Genomic DNA, 19478 nt, shown 5'->3' on the forward strand with positions numbered 1-19478 from the left:
GAAGAATCCCCGAGGTGCGCCCCGCGCGCCGCACGGTCGACAGCGCTTCCCGTCCCCACCGTCCGGCCCGGAGCCCGCCATCCCGCCGGAGCCGCGCCCGGCCGCTGCCGGGAACGCGGGAACAGCGAACACGTAACGAGGAGAGATGACTTCCGCCAAGGCCGGAAACGGACACGACCGCGCACGCAACGGCAGCCCCGCGCTGGCCGGTCCCCGCGAGTGGACCGCGCTGGCCGTCCTGGTCCTGCCCGTGATCCTGATCTCGGTCGACTCGACCGTGCTCGGCTTCGCCGTACCCGCATTGAGCGAACAGCTGGCGCCCACCGCGGGCCAGCTGCTGTGGATCGTCGACGTCTACGGCTTCATCCTGGCCGGGCTGCTGATCACCATGGGCTCGCTCGGCGACCGCATCGGCCGCCGCCGGCTGCTGATGATCGGTTCGGCCGCGTTCGGCGCCGCCTCGCTGCTGGCCGCCTTCGCCCCGACGCCCGAGGTCCTCATCGCCGCCCGCGCCCTGCTGGGCGTCGCCGGCGCCTCGCTCATGCCCTCGACCCTGTCCCTGCTGCGCAACATCTTCCTGGACGCGCGCCAGCGGCTGCTGGCCATCGCCCTGTGGGCCTCCGGTTTCTCCGGCGGCGCCGCGCTGGGCCCGATCCTGGGCGGCTGGCTGCTGGAGCACTTCTTCTGGGGCTCGGTGTTCCTCATCAACCTGCCGGTGATGGCCCTGATCCTGGTCCTGGTGCCGCTGCTGGTGCGCGAGTCGAGCAACCCCGACGCGGGCCGCCTCGACCCGGTCAGCGTGGCCCTGTCCCTGGCCGCGATGCTGCCCGCCGTGTACGGCGTCAAGAAGCTCGCCACCGAGGGCCTGTCCGTGGTCCCCGTCGCCTCGCTGGCGATCGGCCTGATCCTGGGCTACGCCTTCGTGCGCAGGCAGAAGAAGCTGGACGACCCGCTCATCGACGTGGACCTGTTCCGCAACCACGTGTTCAGCGTGGCGGTGGTCACTAACCTGATGATCGTCTTCTCGCTGGTGTCGTCCCTGTTCTTCCTGACCCAGTACCTCCAGCTGGTGCTGGACATCTCGCCGATGCGGGCCGGGATCGTCCTGATCCCGGGTCTGACGCTGTCGGTCCTGGCCGGCCTCGTGGCGGTGCGGCTGTCGCGCCGGCTGAGCCTGGCCACCGTGATCGGCGGGTCCCTGCTGGTGACCGCCGCCGGGTTCGCGGTGCTGGTCATCGCGCCGGTGAACGACGTCACGCTCGGCGTGACGGTCGTGACCACCGGGTTCGCGCTGATCGCGACCGGCGCCGGGTTCGCCGAGACGCTCACCAACGGCGCCATCATGTCGGCGGCCCCGCCCGAGCGCGCCGGTGCGGCCTCGGCCATCTCCGAGACCGCCTACGAGCTGGGCGCGGCCCTGGGCGTGGCCGTGCTGGGCAGTGCGCTGACCGCGTTCTACCGCTCGCACCTGACCGGCCCCGAGGGCGTGCCCGCCGACGCGGTGGACTCCGCCCGCGAAACCCTGGGCGGTGCCGCGAACGCCGCCGCCGACCTGGGCGGGGCCTCCGGGGCGGCGCTGATGGAGGCCGCGCGCACCGCGTTCACCAGCGGTATGCACATGACCAGCGCGATCGCCGTGGCGATCGTGGTGGTGGCGGCGGTCCAGGCGTGGCTGCTGCTGCGCGGCCGGGGCAACCCGGCGGTCGAGCAGCCCGAGCCGCCGGTGCTCGCCGAGCAGCACGGGCAGGAGCCGGCCGACCGGTCCTGACCCCGGCCCGGGAGGCCCCGCAGGGATGTCCTGCGGGGCCTCCCGCCTGTTCAGGGCAGGTGCAGCAGATCGACCGCCCCGCCACTCCAGCGGGGCGGCACCACGGCGTAGGCGTCGGCCAGGGCCGCGCCGCGCAGGCTGGCCGGACGGTCGTGGCCGACCGGGACGGCCCGGCCGCGCTCCAGGCGGACGGCGACCAGCCGGGTGTCGCGGGGATGGGCGTCCACCTCCCCGTCCAGCGGCACCGGGTCCGGATCGGCCGCGGGGTCGGGGCGCCCGGCCATCGCGCACAGCAGCGGAACGACCAGGGTGAGGGCCGCCACCAGGGCGGCCCCGGGGTTGCCGGGCAGGCCGACGACCGTTGTGCCCTCCCGGCGCGCCAGCAGCTGCGGGTGCCCGGGGCGGCAGGCCACCCCGTCCACCAGGACCTCCGCGCCCAGCTCGGCCAGCACGGAGCGCAGGTGGTCGGCGGGGCCCTTGGAGGAGGAGCCGCACACCACGAGCACGTCGGTGTCGGCCGCGGCGATCGCCGCCGCCAGCGCGCCGCGGTCGTCGTCCAGGTGGTCCGTCCGCTCCACCCGGCCGCCCGCCCACTCCGCCAGGCCGGGCAGCATCGGGCCGATGGCGTCGCGCACGAGGCCCTCGCCGGACAGGCCCGACGTGGTGACCTCGGCACCGGTGACCAGCACCCCGACCCGGGGTGCCAGCACCGGCAGGGTCTCGTGGCCCAGGGAGGCCGCCAGGCCCAGGACCGCCGGGCCCACGGCACGTCCCCGGGTGAGGACCGTCTCGCCCGGTGCGGTCTCCTCCCCCGTCCAGCGCACGTGCCGCCCCGCCCGTACCGGGCCCGAGACGCGGCCGCCGGAGCGTTCGGCCAGTTCGTAGGGCAGGACCGCCTCGGTCCCCTTGGGCACCCGCGCGCCGGTGGCGATCTCCACCGCCTCCCCGGGCGCCAGGCCCGCGGCGGCCACCGGGGCGCCCGCCAGGCCCGCGCCCACCAGCTCCCAGGGGCCGGGGCCGGCCACCGCGAAGCCGTCCATGGCGGAGGCGTCGAACGCCGGGACCCCGGTCAACGCGCGCACGTCCGCGCCCAGCACGGCGCCCAGCGCCTGCGCCAGCGGCACCTCGCGCACCGCGGCGGCCGCCCGCTCCCCCGCATCGCGCGCGCGGTCCCGGGCCGCCGGCCAGTCCAGCGGCCCGCCGCGGTCCGATCCGCACCCGCCCATGGCGTCGCCCTCCCGTCGTCAGCGGTCTGGCCACCATTGTCCACCCGGGGCCGTGACGGCGGCGTTTCCGCCTCCTCCCAGCGTGTGGGCCGGGGCCCGCGCAAACCCGATTTGCCGTCTGACGACTTTCCGCTAAAGTTCTAACCAGCGACAGGGCAACGGCCGAGGGAACGAGGCCGGGCCGGTCGACAAGCGGACGTGGCTCAGCTGGTAGAGCATCACCTTGCCAAGGTGAGGGTCGCGGGTTCGAATCCCGTCGTCCGCTCGGAGGAGACGCGCGGCCACCCCGGTGGCCGCGTGGAACTCGGTGGAGTGGCCGAGAGGCGAGGCAGCGGCCTGCAAAGCCGTCTACACGGGTTCGAATCCCGTCTCCACCTCACATCGCTTCACGCGGGCGGTTAGCTCAGTTGGTTAGAGCGCTACCTTGACACGGTAGAGGTCACAGGTTCGAATCCTGTATCGCCCACCAGTACGCAGCGGGCCGGAGGACACCTCCGGCCCGTTCGTCATGTGGGGGCCGTGGCCGGGCCCCGCGAACGCTCGGAAACGACGGCCCGGGGCGCGGTGCCCGTACGCATCACGGACGCCGGCGGTCAGGCCCCCTGTTTTCGGAGAGCACGTAAGACGCGCGTTCTTCGTTCCCATCCCGGCAGGCCGGCGAGCGGGAGGCCCCGCACCCTCCCCCGGCCCCCGCACGCGGCGACCCGCGTCGAATGCCCCTCTTTGCCCTGCCCTGTCAGGCCGACCTCTCTTCCCAGGGGTCGATCCCCCACCCCCTCCCCCACCAGAACATCTGGCAACGAATCCCTTTGCACCTTATGCCTAATTCTCCCTTTGGGTTCACATTAGAGCTTCTCTGCGACTGAGGATTCTGTTGTTTTAGACGAAGGATGCGCACTCCTTTTTTTGGCCCACCCGAAACGCGAGATATTTTTTCTCCGGCGACTCTTTCCGCTTTTTCGCTGTTACGGTTTCATCAAATGCCCGGCACCCGGGCCCACCGGAAAAGCCCGCGTTCCATTCCCATGGGCCCGCCCCCTCCGCAGCATGGACGGTGTGACCGTTGTCCGAAGAGAAACTCGTGGTCGTCCTCTCCGACCCCGACCGGCAGCGCCTGGAAGCACTCCGGGAAACGCTCGACGACTGGCTCGGGAACGACGCCCGCCTCATCACGACCCCCGACCTGGACCGGGCGCGCGAAGCGCTCCGCACCCTGTCCTTCGAACCCTCCGGTGGACCGCCACAGGTGGTCGTCGTCGCCGACGAGGACGCGGTGGCCGGCGAGACCGGGCGGACCGCGCTGAGCGCCCTAGGCGACGCCCCGGACGAGGCCGTCGTGGCCGAGACCCTCCTGCTCACCGCACGGCCCCCGGCACCGGACGGCATCGGGGACGTGACACCGGAGTACCTCGCCGCCCTCCGGGACGAGCCCGTGGCCCTGCTCCACCGCCCCTCCGAGACGGAGGACCTCGCCCTCCGCCTCACACGCAGGCTCCTGCCCGAACCCGTGCCGGAGTACCCCCTGGTCGTGGTCTTCGGGGACCAGCTCAGCCCCCGCGCGCACCGCACCAAGCGGTTCCTGGCGCTCAACTGGATCAACCACCTCGCGTTCCCGAGCGGCACCCCGACGGACGAGATCTGGGTCCTCATCGAATGGGGGTCCGGACACCACACGGTGCACGCCGATCCCTCGCTCACCACGCTGGCGAAGGAGCTGGGGCTCTTCCAGAGGGGCGGGGAGGGCCAGCGGTTCGACCTGGTCGTCACGGGCGGCGGCCCGGCGGGCCTCGCGGGGGCCGTGAGCTCCGCGGCCATGGGGTTCAGCACCCTCGTCCTGGAGGACGACTCTCCTGGCGGCCAGGCCGGGACCGGCATCAACCGCATCGAGAACTACCTGGGCTTCCCCGGCGGCATCCCCGCCCCCAGCCTGATCCGGCGCGCCCTGTCCCAGGTCATGCGGTCCCGGTACACCTACTGGATGCCGACGGTCACCGCCACCGCGCTCGAGCGCGAGATCCTCTCGGTGGACCTCGGGCAGGGAAACGTCGAGCTCAAGAGGTACCGGGTCCACTGGCGCGACCAGGACGGCGCCACCGGCACCTACTCGGCGGGCATGGTGCTGCTGGCCTGCGGGCGCAGGCCGCGCCGTATCGGCGCGCAGGACGAGGAGAAGTACGTCGACCGGGGCCTGTACTACGACGCGCTCCCCGGGGACGCCGACCTCCTCCGGCCCGACCCCGGCGGCGCCCGGAAGAAGGTCGTCATCGTCGGCGGGGGCGACACCGCGGGGCGCGCGGCCGTCCTCTTCAGCGCGGTCGCCGACGTGACCCTGGTGGTCCGGTCGGACCTGAGCATGGGCGGCCCCCTCCGGGAGGAGGTGGAAGCGCTCGTCAAGGCGAAAAAGGTCACCCTGTACAAGGAATGGATCGTTCGGAAATTCGTCGCCGGGGATATCCGCCCCTTCTCCCACGTGGTCGTCCATCCCACACGGTCGACCACTCCGGAAAAGACGATACCGGCGGACTTCGTCTTCGCGCTCATCGGCGGCGTGCCCGCCACCGAATGGCTCCGCCCGCCCGATGGCCAGAACCCGAACGCGGCCCGTGTGGCCCGGGACGGGAACGGCTTCGTCCTCACGGAACAGATCCCCTGGCCCTATCCCCGCAAGTACAAGCCGAACGGTGAGGAGGACCCCGACACCGAGAACCAGAAACCGAAGGTCCTGGCCTTCCAGACCACCGAGGAGGGCCTGTTCGCGGCCGGCGACGTGCGCGCCGCGTCGGTCCAGCGGATCGCACAGGCCGCCGGCGAGGGGACCGCGGCCACGGTGAGCATGGACGCCCACCTCAGGCGCAGGGACAACGCCGGCCTGGTCCTCGGCGACACCGTCAGCAAGGCCTACAGGTACTACCGGCGCGCCGGAAAATGACGACGGAGCACCAAGAGGAGAACACAGTGGCGGAGAAACTCACTCCGAACGTCCTCGTCGTGGGCACGGGCCCCATCGGGGCGCTGTTCGCCCGCGACCTGCACGCCCAAGGCAAGAACGTGCTGATGGTGGACGCCGGTCCCCAGACGGCCGGACGCTACGGGGAGCACCAGAAGAACTCCTTCCTCTACCAGCGCAACATCGACGAGTTCGTCAACGTCATCAAGGGACACCTCCACCCCCTGTCGGTGTCCACCCGAAGCGACATCCCGACGACCCTGGACCCCTCCTCCTACCGCTATGACACGGAGGAGTACGCGGGCTTCGTGCTCAACAACCAGAATCCGTACCAGAAGGAGGAGGACAACCTCGGCGCCTACGCCGCCACCTACGCGGTCGGCGGGATGGCCACCCACTGGACCTGTGCGATGCCCGAGTTCGACAAGGCCCTGGAACGCACCTGGGTGGACGAGAACGGCAACGAGATCGGTTACCCGCTCGGCGACCAGGACCTCAACGGCGGTTACGCGCACTCGGCCGAGGTGCTCAAGCGCACCACCGAGGCCTACCGGCACTCGGCCCGGCACCAGCTGGTGAAGAAGGTCCTCAACCAGGACGCCGGCTTCCAGGTCTCGGAGCTGCCCCTCGCGGTGCAGCGGCGCACGGACCAGAACGAACACGGCCACCGGGAGTTCGTCACCTGGAGCGCGGCCGACACCGTACTGGGAAGGCTCGCCGACCCCGCGTGGAAGAAGGGGGACGGCGAGGCCGAGTTCACGCTCCGGGCCGAGTGGCAGGCCACCCGGATCGAACTGGAGGGGGGCTCGGATTCCACGCCCGCGAAGGTCAAGCGCGTCCACCTGCGCAACCTGCGCGATCTCGGCAAGACCGCCGAGGTCGAGGCCGGGGCCTACGTGATCGCCTGCGGCCCGGTCCTCACCGCCCAGCTGTTGTACGCCTCCGAACTCGACGAGAAGCTCAACCTGCCCATCGGCAAGTACATGACCGAGCAGCCCATGGCCTTCTGCCAGGTGGTGCTCCGACAGGAGCACCTGGACGGCCTGGAAAGGCACCTGGACGAGGTCACCGGGGACAAGGACAGGCCGCTCGCACAGCAGGCGAAGGCCCGGGTCGCGGCCTACCGCGCCGCCCAGCGCAAGGTCCTCAAGGAGAACCAGAAGAACTTCCGCAAGGCCCCGGCCGACCCCATCCCGTTCCCCAAGGACGAGCCGGAGCCGAACCTGTACATCCCGGCCTCGACCGCGCGCCCCTGGCACTGCCAGATCCACCGCGACGCGTTCAGCTACGGGGCGGTCCCGCCCAACATCGACACCCGGCTCATCGTCGACCTGCGCTGGTTCGGCCTGTCCCGGCCCCGGGCGGCCAACCGGGTGGAGTTCAGCGAGCGCTACCGCGAGAACGGCGTGCTGAAGTTCCGCAACGTCGACTCCTTCGACATGCCCCAGCCCACCTTCCACTTCCAGCTCACGGAGGAGGAGCGGCACACGGCCGGGATGATGATGGCCGACATGATCAAGGTCGCCTCCCACCTGGGCGGTTTCATGCCCGGGTCGGAGCCCCAGTTCCTGGTTCCGGGGCTGCCGCTGCACGTGGCGGGGACCACGCGGATGGGCAACGACCCCGCCAACGACGGCAGGGCCCAGGTGACGGAGGAGCGCGACCACGTGGTCACGCCCCGGTCGAGGGTGTGCGGGACCTCGAACCTCTGGCTGGGCGGCAACGGCCTGCACCCGTTCGGCAACGCGGGCAACCCCACGCACACGAGCATGGCCATGGCGCACGTGGCCGTCCAGGACGTGCTCAGCGTCCTCAACGCCGGCACGCAGAGCTGAAGGGGGCGTCATGGCAGAGAGCAACACGGGCAAGAGCATCCTCACGGGCGTGCGGATCGGGATCACGCCCACCGGCTGGCGCAACGCCGACTTCCCGGACCTGACCGCGAACGCGAACGGAACGCAGTACTACACGGCCCAGGAGTGCCTGAAGGAGATCATCGCGACCGGGTTCACCGGGTGCAGCGACGACCGGGACTTCCCGAAGGACGCCGCAGCCTGGAAGGCGTTCCTGACGGCGGCCGGGCTGCCGAGCGGCCGGGAGTTCCACGTCACGGAGCCCTGGATCAGCACCTGGTTCACCACGGCCGGAGGCCACCGGCGCACGCTGGACTTCTACGAGGCGAACAAGGGGCAGTGGTCGGCCCGCGGGGTGCAGAACATCGGGGCCGCCGAGTTCGGCAACGCCGTGCACCTGCGGCCGCACGTGCCCCTCAAGCAGCGCAACCGGTTCTCCGACCAGCAGTGGAACGCCCTCGTGGAGGGCCTCAACGAGTTGGGGAGGCGGGCCGCCGCCGACGGGTTCCGCCTGTGCTACCACCCCCACATGGGGACCGGCGTGCAGACCCAGCCCGAGATGGACCGCCTGATGGCGGGCACCGACGCCGCGTACGTCCACCTGCTCCTGGACACCGGCCACCTCACCTGGGCGGGCGGCGACCCGGTGGCCGCCGTGCACCGGCACGGTGAGCGGATCAAGCACATCCACCTGAAGGACCTGAGGCCGGACAGGCTCGCGGGTCTGGACCTGGCGAAGACCTCCTTCAAGGACGGGGTGAAGGCCGGGATCTTCACCGTCCCGGGCTCCGACGGGAAGTGGACGGTGCCCTTCGACCAGGTGCTGAAGGCCCTGGACGACGTCGACTACGCGCGCGAGGACCGCTGGAAGAAGACCGGCCAGGCGCCGGACCCGCAGAAGAAGTGGCGCAAGTGGCTCGTGGTGGAGGCGGAGCAGCCCACCGTCGCGGACTTCCACCACGGAAAGAAGCCCAAGGACTACGCGGTCGACGCCTACTGGACCGTCAACAGCCTGCTCGGCGGTGCGAAGTCCTCCCCGAAGGGGGGTTCGTGATGACGGCCCACGCGCGGCCCGCCTTCACTCCGGAGACCATCGCCTCCGACACCGGGGACGGCTACTGGGTCCACCGGACCGGGGCGGGGCTGGTGACCTCCGGGCTGACGAAGCAGAAGGTGGAGAGGTACGGGCACTCCAACGGCACCTGGACCCGGAGCGACGTCTTCGACTTCGGCACCGGGGGACTGAACAAGCCGGTGGCGCTGGACCACGCCCGCCTCGGCACCGGCCCCCACCCGGACCTCGTCGTCTGCCACAACTACGGTCGGTGCATGTTCGGCTGCGGGAACGACGACGGGAAGATCTCCTGGCTCAAGCCGGACGCGAACGGGGCGTACACGCGGAAGGAGGTGGCCTCGCTGGTGGCGACCCACCGGGTGCGCCTGGGCGGATTCACCAGGAACCCGGCACAGGGCCTCCAGTTGGCGGCGTTCCCCGTCGTGGGCAAGGCCGCCCCGGGGACGCCGGAGGCCGAGAAGGGGGAGAAGGGGTTCCTCACGCCCTACAGCCCGGTCCTCTACGACATCCCGGCGGATCCCGCCGGGGAGTGGAGGCCCGCGTCGGCCCCCGGCCTGGACGGGCTGAAGTTCCGGATCATCCACGCGGTCGTCGCCGGGCACTTCCCCGGCACGCCGCGGCCCGACCTCCAGTCGTTCGTCGTCGCCTCCCACAGCGGCCTGGACTGGATCGGGCCGGGGCGGGACGGCGTCTGGATCCGCCGGCACATCGGCGACGGGGTCCCTCCGCGCGCGTCACAGGAGATCGGCAGGCCGCCGAACTACAAGGAGACCCCCCTGTTCGGCGGCAGCGGCAACGTCGCCGTCGGGCGGATCGGAGGACAGACCGCCTCCTGCATCGTCACGGTGGAGCCCTTCCACGGCAACACCGTCGCGGTCTACACCCGCCCCTGGGGGACGGGGAGCCCGTTCGAGCGGCCGTGGGAGCGCCGGGTGGTGAAGGTCTTCCCCCAGCCGATCGAATCCGATGAGGAGGGCCCGAAGAAGCGGTACGACGCGGTCGGGCACCACGTCGTGGCCGCGGACTTCGACGGGGACGGCGACGACGAGTTCCTCATCGCCATGCGCGGACCGCAGAACAGCGACCCGAACGAACCCACGCAGGGCGTCCTCTACCTGAAGGCGGACTCCACCGGCCGCGTGGTCGTGCGCGAGTGGGTGAGCAGGGACTCCACCGCCCACATCGCCGTGCTCGACGCGAACGGCGACGGCAGGCTGGACTTCGCCACCACCTCGTACCACACGGTCGGCTACTACAAGAGCAGGAAGACCGAGGTCCGGCTCTTCCGCAACACCTTCGCCCGGCCGGTGGCCGATCCCGTCATCCCGTCCAGCGCCGACGGCTGACCCACCGTCCACCGCCGCACGCGCCGCGCGGCGGAGAGCGCTCCGGAGCCGGGTACCGGTCCGGGGGGAGGGAGCGGAGCGTCCGCCCCTCCCCCGCACGGTGTGCCGGGCCGCGCGGCCCGGCACGGCCCCGGGGCGGCCGCGGGCGGGCTCCGGGCCGGCGGAGCCGGTCAGGGGCCCTTCCCGGCCTCCCCGGCCTTCCCGTGTTCCTCGGCGATGGCGCGGAAGCCGGTGATCAGGCAGCGCAGGCCGAACTCGAACTGGCCCTCGTGGGAGGTGAGGGCGCCGCCCTCCACGGCGCGCTGGAGGGCGTGGGCGCCGGAGTAGGCCTCCCCGACCTCGGCGGCCAGCTCCGGGGCCGCGACGCGCTCGTCCTCTCCGGACTGGGCGTCGCTGGTGGCCGCCCCGCAGACGTAGGCGTCCAGGGCCTCGATGATGTCGAGCTTGACCTGTTCGGGCAGGCCGGTGCCGTCGAACACCCGCAGCGCCGAGTCCAGCCAGGTGATCAGGGCCGGGCCGACGCCGCGGGCGGACCGGCGCAGATCCAGGATCCACGGCCGCTCGCGGAAGGCGGCCAGGTCCCGCCGGGCCCACTCCTCCAGCCGGTGCCACCACGGCCCCGGCTGTTCGTGCGGGAGCGCGTCCCGGGCCACCACCGTGTCCAGGATGAGGGTCTCCAGCGCCGTCCGGTTGGCGACGTAGGTGTACAGGGTGCCCGGGGCCACGTCGAGGCGTTCGGCGAGGCGGCGCATGGACAGGGCGGGCAGCCCGTCGGCCTCGATGACCGCGATCGCCTCGTCGACGATGCGTTCTCGGGTCAGGCTGCGGCGCGGACCGCGGCGGGGCGGGGATGTCGACGGCACCGGCCCAATCTAGCGCGCCGCCTCCGTCCGGCGGCGCACCGCGCGGGCGCCGAGCCCGCGCAGCAGCACCTCGAACGGCCCGCGCATCCCCTTCTTCTCCATGAGGGCGGCCACGACGACGGTGAGCAGCCACAGGCAGAACGCGAACAGGGCGGCGGTCGCCTCGGTCAGGTGCGCCGCCAGGCCCAGCCCCCACAGCGAGAGCACGGGGGCCATGACCATCGAGTGGGCGAGGTAGCCGCTCAGGGACCTCTTGCCCAGGGCCGCCACGGCGGCGACCGGCCGGGGTGTGCGGCCTTCCCGGGTGAGACGCCCGGCGGCGAGCACGAACAGGGCCGCGTACCCCAGCCCGCCCGCGAGCCCGGAGGTCCAGGCCAGCAGGAACAGCGCCGCCTCCGCGGCCTCCGACGCCGGGGTGAACACGCCCGCGTACGCCAGTGCCGAGGGGAGCGACCCCGCCAGTCCGAGGCCCACCCCGACGGCGGCCGTCGTGGTGATGAGGCGGCGGTGCCGGTGCGGCTCCTCCAGGATCCGCCTCCGGGCCGTCCACATGCCGATGAGGATCGCGGTGGGCATCACCACCCCGAGCCCGTTGGCGAACACCATCAGGAAGACCCAGCCCCACAGGCGGGTGACCACGGACTCCAGGTAGTCGGTGGTGCCGGAGCCGTTGAGGCTCAGTTCCTGCGCGCCCGGCTCGAGCGCCGGCGCCGCCCCGGTGGGCGGCAGGATCACCGAGGCGGCCAGGACGGCCGCCGACACGAGCAGGACCGCGGCGAGCAGGCCCGCTCCGGTGAGGATCGCGGCCCTGAGCCGGCGTTCGCCGCGGCCGAGGAACACCGCGCACAGGATCAGGCCGATGACGCCGTAGTCGCCCAGGACCTCGCTGCCCATGAGCAGCGCCGCGTGCGCGAGGCCGAAGACGACGAGCCACCGGTTGCGCGAGCGGATGACGGCCCGCGCCGCGTCCTCCCCCAGTTCGGCGGACCTGGCCTGGTAGGCCCGGACCAGCCCGTAGCCGACGAGGAAGGCGAACAGCGGGTACACGCGGACGTCGAGGAGGGCGATCATCGCGAAGCGGACGACCTGGTCGGCCACCGGGGTCGCCGAGGTCCCGCCTTCGACGGCGGCGACCCCGTGGAAGAAGATCGCGGTGTTGGACAGCACGATGAGCAGGAGCATCCCGCCCCGGGCGAAGTCGGGTGCCAGCAGTCGTCCGTTCATCGGCGCCTTCCTCTCTGAACGGCGTTCAATAATTGAACGGCGTTCAAGATTCTAGGCCGCGCGCCGTACCGGCACAAGGGGGCCGGGCGGGGGCATGATGGGCCCATGGCGGACGGCAGGGCCACTGTGGCCGAAGCAGCGGACCGGTACACGATCAGCGTCGACGGGGAGGTCGTGGGGTTCACGAAGTTCGTGGACGCCGACGACCGGCGGCGCATCTTCTTCCACACCGAGATCGACGAGCGCTTCTCCGGGCGCGGACTGGCCGGCACGCTGGTCGCCGAGGCCCTGGCGGAGACCCGCTCCCTGGGCCTGGGCATCGTGCCCGTCTGCCCCTACGTCGCCAGGTACGTCGAACGCCACCGCGAATTCGACGACGCCCTGCTCGAGGTGACGCCCGACGACCTGGAGCTCGTGCGCGCCCTGCCTCAGTGAGCCGGGCCCTCGACCGCCGTCCGACCGCGGAGGGTCCGCCCCCAGGGCTTGACGACCGAGATCGCGATGGCGAACGCGACCGCCGTGGAGGAGACCACCGGCGGGAAGAGCATCCCGGGATCGAAGGCCAGGTCGCCCCCGGAGGCCAGCGCCGCCCGCCCCTCCCCGGCCAGCGCCCCGACCTGCGGGGAGAGCGCGACGACCACCAGGAACACCAGGACCACGTTGAGCACCAGCTTGACCAGCACCCACCTGTAGCGCACGAGTCCGTACCTGCTCCCCAGGCCCAGCACCACACCGCTGGCCAGGGTGAGGGCGCCGACCGCCACCATGGGCCAGGTGGCGAACGCCGCCACCGCCACCGCCAGGGCCGCCCCGTCGCCGCCCAGCAGCGCGGTGGCCACCAGGATCCCCAGGACCAGGTCGAGCCCGAGCCACGCACCCGAGGCGGCGATGTGGACGATGAGGACGGCCTTGCGGGTGCGGGGGCCGAGCCTGCCCGCGCGCCGCCGCGGGACCCGCCGCGACCGCTCCCGTCCGCCCTGCCGCGCCTTCTCCGTGGCCCCCGCCGTGTCCATGGCCCCTCCGCTCCTCGCCCGTGCGGCCAGTATCCGCAGGGGACGGCGACACGGCGTACAGCGTGCGACGTATCCGCGCGTACGTGATTCCGCGGGGGTCCGGGTGATCCGCGCCACGTTCGACCGCCGGGGTGTCCATCGGGTTGAACGGTGTTTACCCTGGCGGTGAACGCCTGTTCACCCCCCTCCCCGGAGGCCCCATGTCGTCCGCACCGCGGATGCCCGTCCGGCTCACCACCGGTGTCCTCACCCTCTGCGGCATGATCGTCTCCCTCCAGCAGACCCTGGTCATACCGCTGCTCCCCGACCTGCCCCGCATCCTGGGCGTCTCCGCCGACGACGCCTCCTGGCTGGTCACCGCCACCCTGCTGACCGGCGCCGTGGCCACCCCGATCGTCGCCCGCATGGCCGACATGTACGGCAAGCGCCGCATGCTGCTGGTCTCGCTCGCGGTGATGACGGCCGGATCCCTCATCGCCGCCGTCGGCGGGGGCTTCGTGCCGCTCCTGGTCGGGCGCGCCATGCAGGGATTCGGGACCGCCCTGATCCCGGTGGGCATCAGCATCATGCGCGACCAGCTGCCCCGGGAGAGGCTGGCCGGGGGCATCGCCCTGATGAGCGCGACCCTGGGCATCGGGGGCGCGCTGGGGCTCCCGCTGTCGGGGGTGCTCTACGGCGCGTTCGGATGGACGTCCCTGTTCTGGTCCACCGCGGCCGTCGGCGCCGTGCTCACCCTGCTCATCCGGCTGGCGGTCGCCGAGTCGCCGCAGCGCTCCCCGGGCCGTTTCGACGTCCTGGGCGCCCTGGTGCTGTCCGTCGTCCTGGTCGGCCTGCTCCTGGTGCTGTCCAAGGGCGCCGCCTGGGGCTGGGGCGGACCGCGCGTGCTCGTCCTGACCGGGGTGTCGCTCCTGTTCCTGGCCCTGTGGATCCCGCTCCAGCTCAGGACCCGCGCCCCCATGGTCGACCTGCGCACGGCGGTGCTGCCGCCGGTGCTGCTGACCAACATCGCGTCGTACTTCACCGGGTTCGCGATGTTCCTCAACGGCCTCGTCCTCACCCAGGAGCTCCAGGTCCCGGCGGAGACCGGGTACGGCCTGGCGCTGCCGGTGGTCACCGCGGGTCTCCTCATGGTGCCGAGCGGGCTGATGATGCTGGTGTTCTCCCCCGTGGCCGGCCGCATGCTCGACCGCTGGGGAGGCAAGCCGACCCTGCTGTTCGGGCTGGCCGTCATGGGGCTGACCTACCTGGGCCGGGTCCTGGCCCCCGGTTCCCTGGCCAACGCGGTCCTGGGGAGCACCCTGGTCAGCGTGGGCACCGCCGTCTCCTTCGCGGCCATGCCCGTCCTCATCATGGGCGCGGTGCCCCGCGGAGCAACCGCCTCCGCCAACGGGATCAACTCCCTGGTCCGCTCCCTGGGCACCTCCTCGGCCAGTGCGGTGCTCGCCCTGCTGTTCGCCTCGCTGACGGTCACCGTGGACGGCGTGCCCTACCCGTCGGGCACGGGCATGGACGCCGCGCTGTGGGCGGGGGTGGCGGCCTGCGCCGCGGGCACCGTCGTCGGGCTGTTCATCCCGGTGCGGGGACGCGGGGCGGACCCCGGGGAGGACCCGGCCCCCGGCCCGGCCGACCGGGACCGCCGGCCCCGGGAGTCCACCGGGACCTGACACCGGGCCCGGAACCGGCGGCCGCGGGGCGGCCACCGCCGCCGCCCGGATGCGCGGTCCCTCCGGAGGCGGACCGTGTCCCGGCGCGCGGGAACCCCCGGTCGGCGCGGCCCGTATCATCGGCGACACCGCCCCAGGGCGCAGGACCTGCCGCCGCAACGGACCCGGGACAAGGCCCGCCGGGTCCCCTCCTCCCCCAGGGCCCGAACAGAGAGCACCCCCATGAGGATCAACAACGAATTCGTCGTCCACGCACCCGTCGAGCGGTCCTGGGAACTGCTCACCGACGTGGAGTCCCTCGTCCCCTGCGTTCCCGGGGTACGCCTGGTGGGGACCGACGGCGACACGCACCTGGCCGAGGCGCGCATCAAGGTCGGCCCCGCCGTGGTCGCCTGCCACGGCACCGCCCGCCTGGTGGAGAAGGACGAGGGCGCGCGCCGCATCGTCGTCGAGGCGACCGGACGGTCCCGGCGCGGCGAGGGGACCGGCTCGGCCCTCATCACCGCCGGCCTGCGCGGACGCGGGGAGGACACCGTCGTGTCCGTGACCACCGACCTGGAGCTGACCGGAGGGCTGACCCGCTGGAGCGAGCCCGTGCTCACCGAGGTCGCGGGCGGGCTCATGGAGCGCTGCGCCCGCCGCCTGGACGAGCGCGCGCCCGCATCCGGCACGGACGCCGCCCCGGCCGCCCCGGAGCGGGGCGGGGCCGGGGTCCAGCGGCTGTGGTCGGCGGCCGCCCTGGTGGTGGTGGCGGGCGGCATGCTGCTGGGCTACCTCCTGTTCGGCTGACCCGGCACCCCCGCTCTCCCGGCCAAAGCATGGCGGGAGGCTCGGTTCTCCTTGACCCCGGGCCGGGCACGCCCTGATGGCGCACGCATGGCAACTGATCACTCACTTGGAGTGACGACCATCGGGGGAACCGGAATGACCCACCTGGAGGACGACCGCGCGGCCCAGCGCCGTCTGGAGGGGCTCAGCCCCTTCGAGCTCAAGGGGCACCTCATCGACCTGGCCGAGGCGGAGCAGCGCAAGACCGCGCACGCCATGCTCAACGCCGGCCGGGGCAACCCCAACTGGACCGCCGCGCCGCCGCGGGAGGCGTTCTTCCTCCTGGGCCGGTTCGCCGTCCTGGAGAGCCGCGCCGCCTGGAACGAGTGGCCCGCCGTCGCCGGCATGCCCCGACGGGAGGGCATCACCGAGCGCTTCTCGGTGTTCCTCGACCAGAACGCCGGAGAACCCGGCACCGACCTGCTGCGGCGGATCCTCAACCGGGTGACGCACGACCGCTCCGACGCCGTCCTGCACGAACTCGTCGACGGCATCATCGGCGACAACTACCCGGTGCCCGACCGCATCCTGCCGTTCGTCGCGAAGTCCGTGCACGAGTACCTGGTGCACGCCATGGGCGGCCGGCAGCCCGAGGCCCCCTACGACCTGTTCGCGGTCGAGGGCGGCACCGCCGCCATGTGCTACATCTTCGACTCGCTCCAGGTGAACCGGGTGCTGCGGGCGGGCGACCGGATCGCGCTGATGACCCCGATCTTCACGCCCTACCTGGAGATCCCGCACCTGGACCGGTACGGCTTCGACGTCGTCGAGGTCAGCGCCTCGCGCGGGACCGCGGACGGCTTCCACACCTGGGACTACGACGACGCCGAGCTGGACAAGCTCGCCGACCCCTCGGTCCGCATGGTCTGCCTGGTCAACCCCAGCAACCCGCCGTCGGTGGCCCTGTCGGAGCGGGCCCTGGACCGCATCCGCGACATCGTGGAGAACCGCAACCCGGACCTGGTCATCGTCACCGACGACGTCTACGGCACGTTCGTGGAGGGCTTCACCTCGCTGATGGAGGTGTGTCCGCGCAACACCATCGGCGTGTACTCGTTCTCCAAGTACTTCGGTGCGACCGGCTGGCGGCTGGGGGTCATCGCGCTCCAGCCGGACAACACCGTGGACGCGCAGATCGCCCGGATGGGCGGGGAGGACGCCGAGGCGCACCGGCGCCGCTACGCCTCCCTCACCCTGGACCCGGCGTCGATGAAGTTCATCGACCGGATGGTCGCCGACAGCCGCTCGGTGGCGCTCAACCACACGGCCGGGCTGTCCACGCCCCAGCAGGTGCAGATGGCCCTGTTCGCGCTGTTCGCCCTCACCCACGCGCCGGAGGAGTACCACCGGCCCGTCAACGAGGTGCTGCGCCGCAGGCTCGCCGCGCTGTCGGAGAGCCTGGGCGTGGAGTTCCCCGACAACCCGCTGCGGGCCGGCTACTACGTCGAGCTCGACCTCCTGTACTGGGCCGAACAGCACTGGGGCTCGGAGTTCGCGGCCTGGATGAGGGAGAACTACGAGCCCGTGGACCCGGTGCTGCGCCTGTCCGAGGAGGACGGGGTGGTCCTGCTCAACGGCGGCGGCTTCGACGGCCCGGCCTGGTCGGTCCGGGTCAGCCTGGCCAACCTCGACCACGACGCCTACACCCGGATCGGCCGGGCCCTGCGGGAGATCGGGGAGGAGTACCACCGCCGCTTCACTTCGTCCCACGGCGCCTAGGACCTGTTCTCGGGTGTCCTCCCGTGCCGTCCGGCGTCCGCGGGGCGCCGGCGGGGCCGCAGGTCCCCGCCCCCGGCGGGCGGCGGCGCCGCGGCCGCCGGGCCGTCCGCCGACGGTGATGGCGGGCGGCGGGCGGGCCGGTGCGGAACGGACATTCGAAGGGCACGGCCTGGGCCGCCCCGAGTCGTGAGGAGGCCGCCGTGGGCGGTTGGATCACCGACCTGTTCCAGAACACCCCGGAGATCGCGCTGTTCACCGCGCTGGCGCTGGGGTACGCGTTCGGCAAGGTGCCGTTCGGACCGATCCGGTTGGGCGGGGTGTGCGGCACCCTGCTGGTGGCGCTGGTCATCGGCTACCTGACCGGAGCCCAGCTCGACGACGGGGTCAAGAACCTCGCGTTCGCGCTGTTCATCTTCGCCCTGGGGTTCAGCAGCGGGCCCCAGTTCTTCGCCAACCTCAACCGCAAGGGGTTGCGCTACCTGGGCTTTCCGATCATCGAGGTGGTCTCGGTGATCGGGGTGGTCCTGGTGTTCACGGTCCTGCTGGGGCTGGACCAGGGCACCGCCGCCGGGCTGATGGCGGGCGGCGCCACCGAGTCGGCGGCGCTGGGCACGGCGAGCGAGGCGATCGGCCGCCTGGGCCTGTCCGCCGACGAGACCACGGAGCTCCAGAACAACGTCGCCACCGCCTACACCGTCAGCTACCTGTGCGGTCTCATCACCATCGTGCTGCTGACCAGCCAGATCGCGCCCCGCATCATGCGGTTCGACCTGCGCGAGGAGTCGGCGAAGCTGTGGCAGAAGATGAGCGGCGGCCGGGAGCGGGCCGACGGGGAGACCCCGGCGCTGCCGGACCTGGTGGGCCGCGCCTACCGGGTCGAGCAGTCCGACGGGCGCAGCGTGGACGACATCCACGCCTCCCTGAACGGCCATTCGACCGTCGAGGAGGTGCGCCGCGGCGACCAGACCGTCAAACGCCCCGACCCGGGGTTCCGGGTGCGCACCGGCGACCTGCTGGTGCTGGTGGGCCGCCGGGCGGCGCTGGTGGGCGCCGAGGCGGTCATCGGCCCCGAGCAGGCCGAGGAGCCCGACACCGTCCTCCAGAGCCTGGACGTGGTGCTCACCCACCGCGGCACCGACCACCTGCCGCTGGAGTCGCTGGGCGAGGTGCTCGGCGCCGACCTGCGCGAGGCCGTGTTCATCCGCAGGCTCACCCGCACCGAGCAGGAGATCCCGGCGCTGCCCAAGACCCTGCTGCACACCGGCGACGTGCTCACCATCGTGGGGGCGCCCGCCGATGTGCGGGCGGTCGAGAAGAAGCTCGGGTACCCGGTGGTCTCCCAGAAGACCACCGACTTCGTCTACCTGGGCCTGGGCCTGGTGCTGGGCATCCTGGTCGGCCAGATCGTCATCCCGGTCGGGGGCGCCGACCTCACCCTGGGCACCGGCGGCGGGGCGCTGCTGTCCGGGCTGGTGTTCGGCTACCTGCGGGCCCGGCGGCCCACCTTCGGCTCGCTGCACCCGGCGGCCGCCGGGACGATGAAGGACCTGGGGCTGGCCACCTTCATCGCGGCGGTGGGCATGTCCGCGGGCCCCTCGGCCTGGCAGCTGGTGCAGCACTACGGGGTGATGCTGCCGGTGGCGGCGGTGCTGACCACGCTGATCCCGGCGTCGATCTCGCTGTTCGTGGGCCGGCGGCTGATGAGGATCGAGCCGCCGCTGCTGATCGGCGCGGTGGCCGGGCAGCAGTGCAGCACCCCGGCGATCAGCCAGGTGGTGTCGACGGCCGGGAACACGGTGCCCGTGATCGCGTACACGATCACCTACGCCATCTCCAACATCCTGCTGCCGTTGACCGGGCCGATCATCGTGGCCCTGGCAGGAGCGGTGGTCTAGTACCGAGGGACACGCGAGGGGCCCGCCGCCGGCCGGACCGGTGGCGGGCCCCTCGCG

General features: G+C 72.4%; 14 protein-coding genes and 3 tRNA genes. 13 read left to right on the forward strand and 4 right to left on the reverse strand.

The genetic code is table 11. From position 1 onward, the window contains the following. The first annotated feature begins 145 nt into the window (after positions 1 to 145). Positions 146 to 1768 (forward strand): MFS transporter, encoded by a 1623-nt coding sequence (locus ABZ249_RS25895; RefSeq protein ID WP_355267836.1) that lies wholly within the window; start codon positions 146 to 148, stop codon positions 1766 to 1768. A gap of 50 nt (positions 1769 to 1818) precedes the next feature. On the opposite strand, the gene ABZ249_RS25900 is transcribed toward ABZ249_RS25895, so the two are convergent. After that, positions 1819 to 2994: a molybdopterin molybdotransferase MoeA gene (locus ABZ249_RS25900; RefSeq protein WP_355267839.1), complete on the reverse strand. Its 1176-nt coding sequence runs from the start codon at positions 2992 to 2994 to the stop codon at positions 1819 to 1821. A 192-nt stretch (positions 2995 to 3186) separates the two neighbouring features. Here ABZ249_RS25900 and ABZ249_RS25905 point away from each other — a divergent pair. From ABZ249_RS25905 to ABZ249_RS25935, 7 genes are all read left to right on the forward strand, one after another. Beyond that, positions 3187 to 3259 (forward strand) — tRNA-Gly (locus ABZ249_RS25905). A 41-nt stretch (positions 3260 to 3300) separates the two neighbouring features. Then, positions 3301 to 3371, forward strand: a tRNA-Cys gene (locus ABZ249_RS25910). A 15-nt stretch (positions 3372 to 3386) separates the two neighbouring features. Next, a tRNA-Val gene (locus tag ABZ249_RS25915) sits at positions 3387 to 3463 on the forward strand. Between the two features lie 594 nt (positions 3464 to 4057). Continuing rightward, positions 4058 to 5923 carry an NAD(P)/FAD-dependent oxidoreductase gene (locus ABZ249_RS25920; protein WP_355267842.1) on the forward strand — a complete coding sequence of 622 codons (1866 nt, stop codon included), beginning with the start codon at positions 4058 to 4060 and terminating at the stop codon, positions 5921 to 5923. A gap of 26 nt (positions 5924 to 5949) precedes the next feature. Next, a complete protein-coding gene (locus tag ABZ249_RS25925; protein WP_355267845.1) occupies positions 5950 to 7776 on the forward strand; it encodes a GMC oxidoreductase in 1827 nt (608 codons plus the stop codon). Between the two features lie 10 nt (positions 7777 to 7786). Continuing rightward, on the forward strand, positions 7787 to 8848 hold the full coding sequence (locus ABZ249_RS25930) for a TIM barrel protein (protein ID WP_355267848.1): 1062 nt from the start codon (positions 7787 to 7789) through the stop codon (positions 8846 to 8848). Further along, positions 8848 to 10215 carry a hypothetical protein gene (locus ABZ249_RS25935; RefSeq protein WP_355267851.1) on the forward strand — a complete coding sequence of 456 codons (1368 nt, stop codon included), beginning with the start codon at positions 8848 to 8850 and terminating at the stop codon, positions 10213 to 10215. Before ABZ249_RS25930 ends, ABZ249_RS25935 begins: the two co-directional genes overlap by 1 nt. 170 nt (positions 10216 to 10385) lie before the next feature. Here the strand turns inward: ABZ249_RS25935 and ABZ249_RS25940 are convergent, their stop codons facing one another. Next, a complete protein-coding gene (locus tag ABZ249_RS25940) occupies positions 10386 to 11078 on the reverse strand; it encodes a TetR/AcrR family transcriptional regulator (RefSeq protein WP_355267853.1) in 693 nt (230 codons plus the stop codon). Between the two features lie 9 nt (positions 11079 to 11087). Further along, the gene (locus ABZ249_RS25945; RefSeq protein WP_355267856.1) at positions 11088 to 12302 is read right to left on the reverse strand and encodes a DUF418 domain-containing protein; all 1215 of its coding nucleotides are present in this window, start codon (positions 12300 to 12302) and stop codon (positions 11088 to 11090) included. A gap of 105 nt (positions 12303 to 12407) precedes the next feature. Between ABZ249_RS25945 and ABZ249_RS25950 the strand changes: the two genes are divergently transcribed. Continuing rightward, complete coding sequence (locus tag ABZ249_RS25950) at positions 12408 to 12737, forward strand: GNAT family N-acetyltransferase (RefSeq protein ID WP_355267859.1); 330 nt, start codon at positions 12408 to 12410, stop codon at positions 12735 to 12737. Here ABZ249_RS25950 and ABZ249_RS25955 read toward each other — a convergent pair. Continuing rightward, on the reverse strand, positions 12731 to 13315 hold the full coding sequence (locus tag ABZ249_RS25955) for a hypothetical protein (protein WP_355267862.1): 585 nt from the start codon (positions 13313 to 13315) through the stop codon (positions 12731 to 12733). The genes ABZ249_RS25950 and ABZ249_RS25955 overlap by 7 nt on opposite strands. A gap of 200 nt (positions 13316 to 13515) precedes the next feature. Here ABZ249_RS25955 and ABZ249_RS25960 point away from each other — a divergent pair, with 200 nt between their 5' ends. The 4 genes from ABZ249_RS25960 (at position 13516) to aspT (ending at position 19421) form a co-directional block, all read left to right on the forward strand. Continuing rightward, positions 13516 to 14979 carry an MFS transporter gene (locus ABZ249_RS25960; protein ID WP_355267865.1) on the forward strand — a complete coding sequence of 488 codons (1464 nt, stop codon included), beginning with the start codon at positions 13516 to 13518 and terminating at the stop codon, positions 14977 to 14979. Positions 14980 to 15201: 222 nt separating this feature from the next. Continuing rightward, complete coding sequence (locus ABZ249_RS25965; protein ID WP_355267868.1) at positions 15202 to 15768, forward strand: SRPBCC domain-containing protein; 567 nt, start codon at positions 15202 to 15204, stop codon at positions 15766 to 15768. A 135-nt stretch (positions 15769 to 15903) separates the two neighbouring features. Then, entirely contained in the window at positions 15904 to 17526 is a 1623-nt protein-coding gene (locus ABZ249_RS25970; protein WP_355267871.1) for a bifunctional aspartate transaminase/aspartate 4-decarboxylase, read from the forward strand. A gap of 200 nt (positions 17527 to 17726) precedes the next feature. Further along, a complete protein-coding gene (gene aspT / locus ABZ249_RS25975; RefSeq protein ID WP_355267874.1) occupies positions 17727 to 19421 on the forward strand; it encodes an aspartate-alanine antiporter in 1695 nt (564 codons plus the stop codon). The last annotated feature ends 57 nt before the right edge of the window (positions 19422 to 19478 follow it).

This window comes from Nocardiopsis sp. NPDC006139 (genome assembly GCF_040614155.1).
GTDB lineage: Bacteria > Actinomycetota > Actinomycetes > Streptosporangiales > Streptosporangiaceae > Nocardiopsis > Nocardiopsis changdeensis.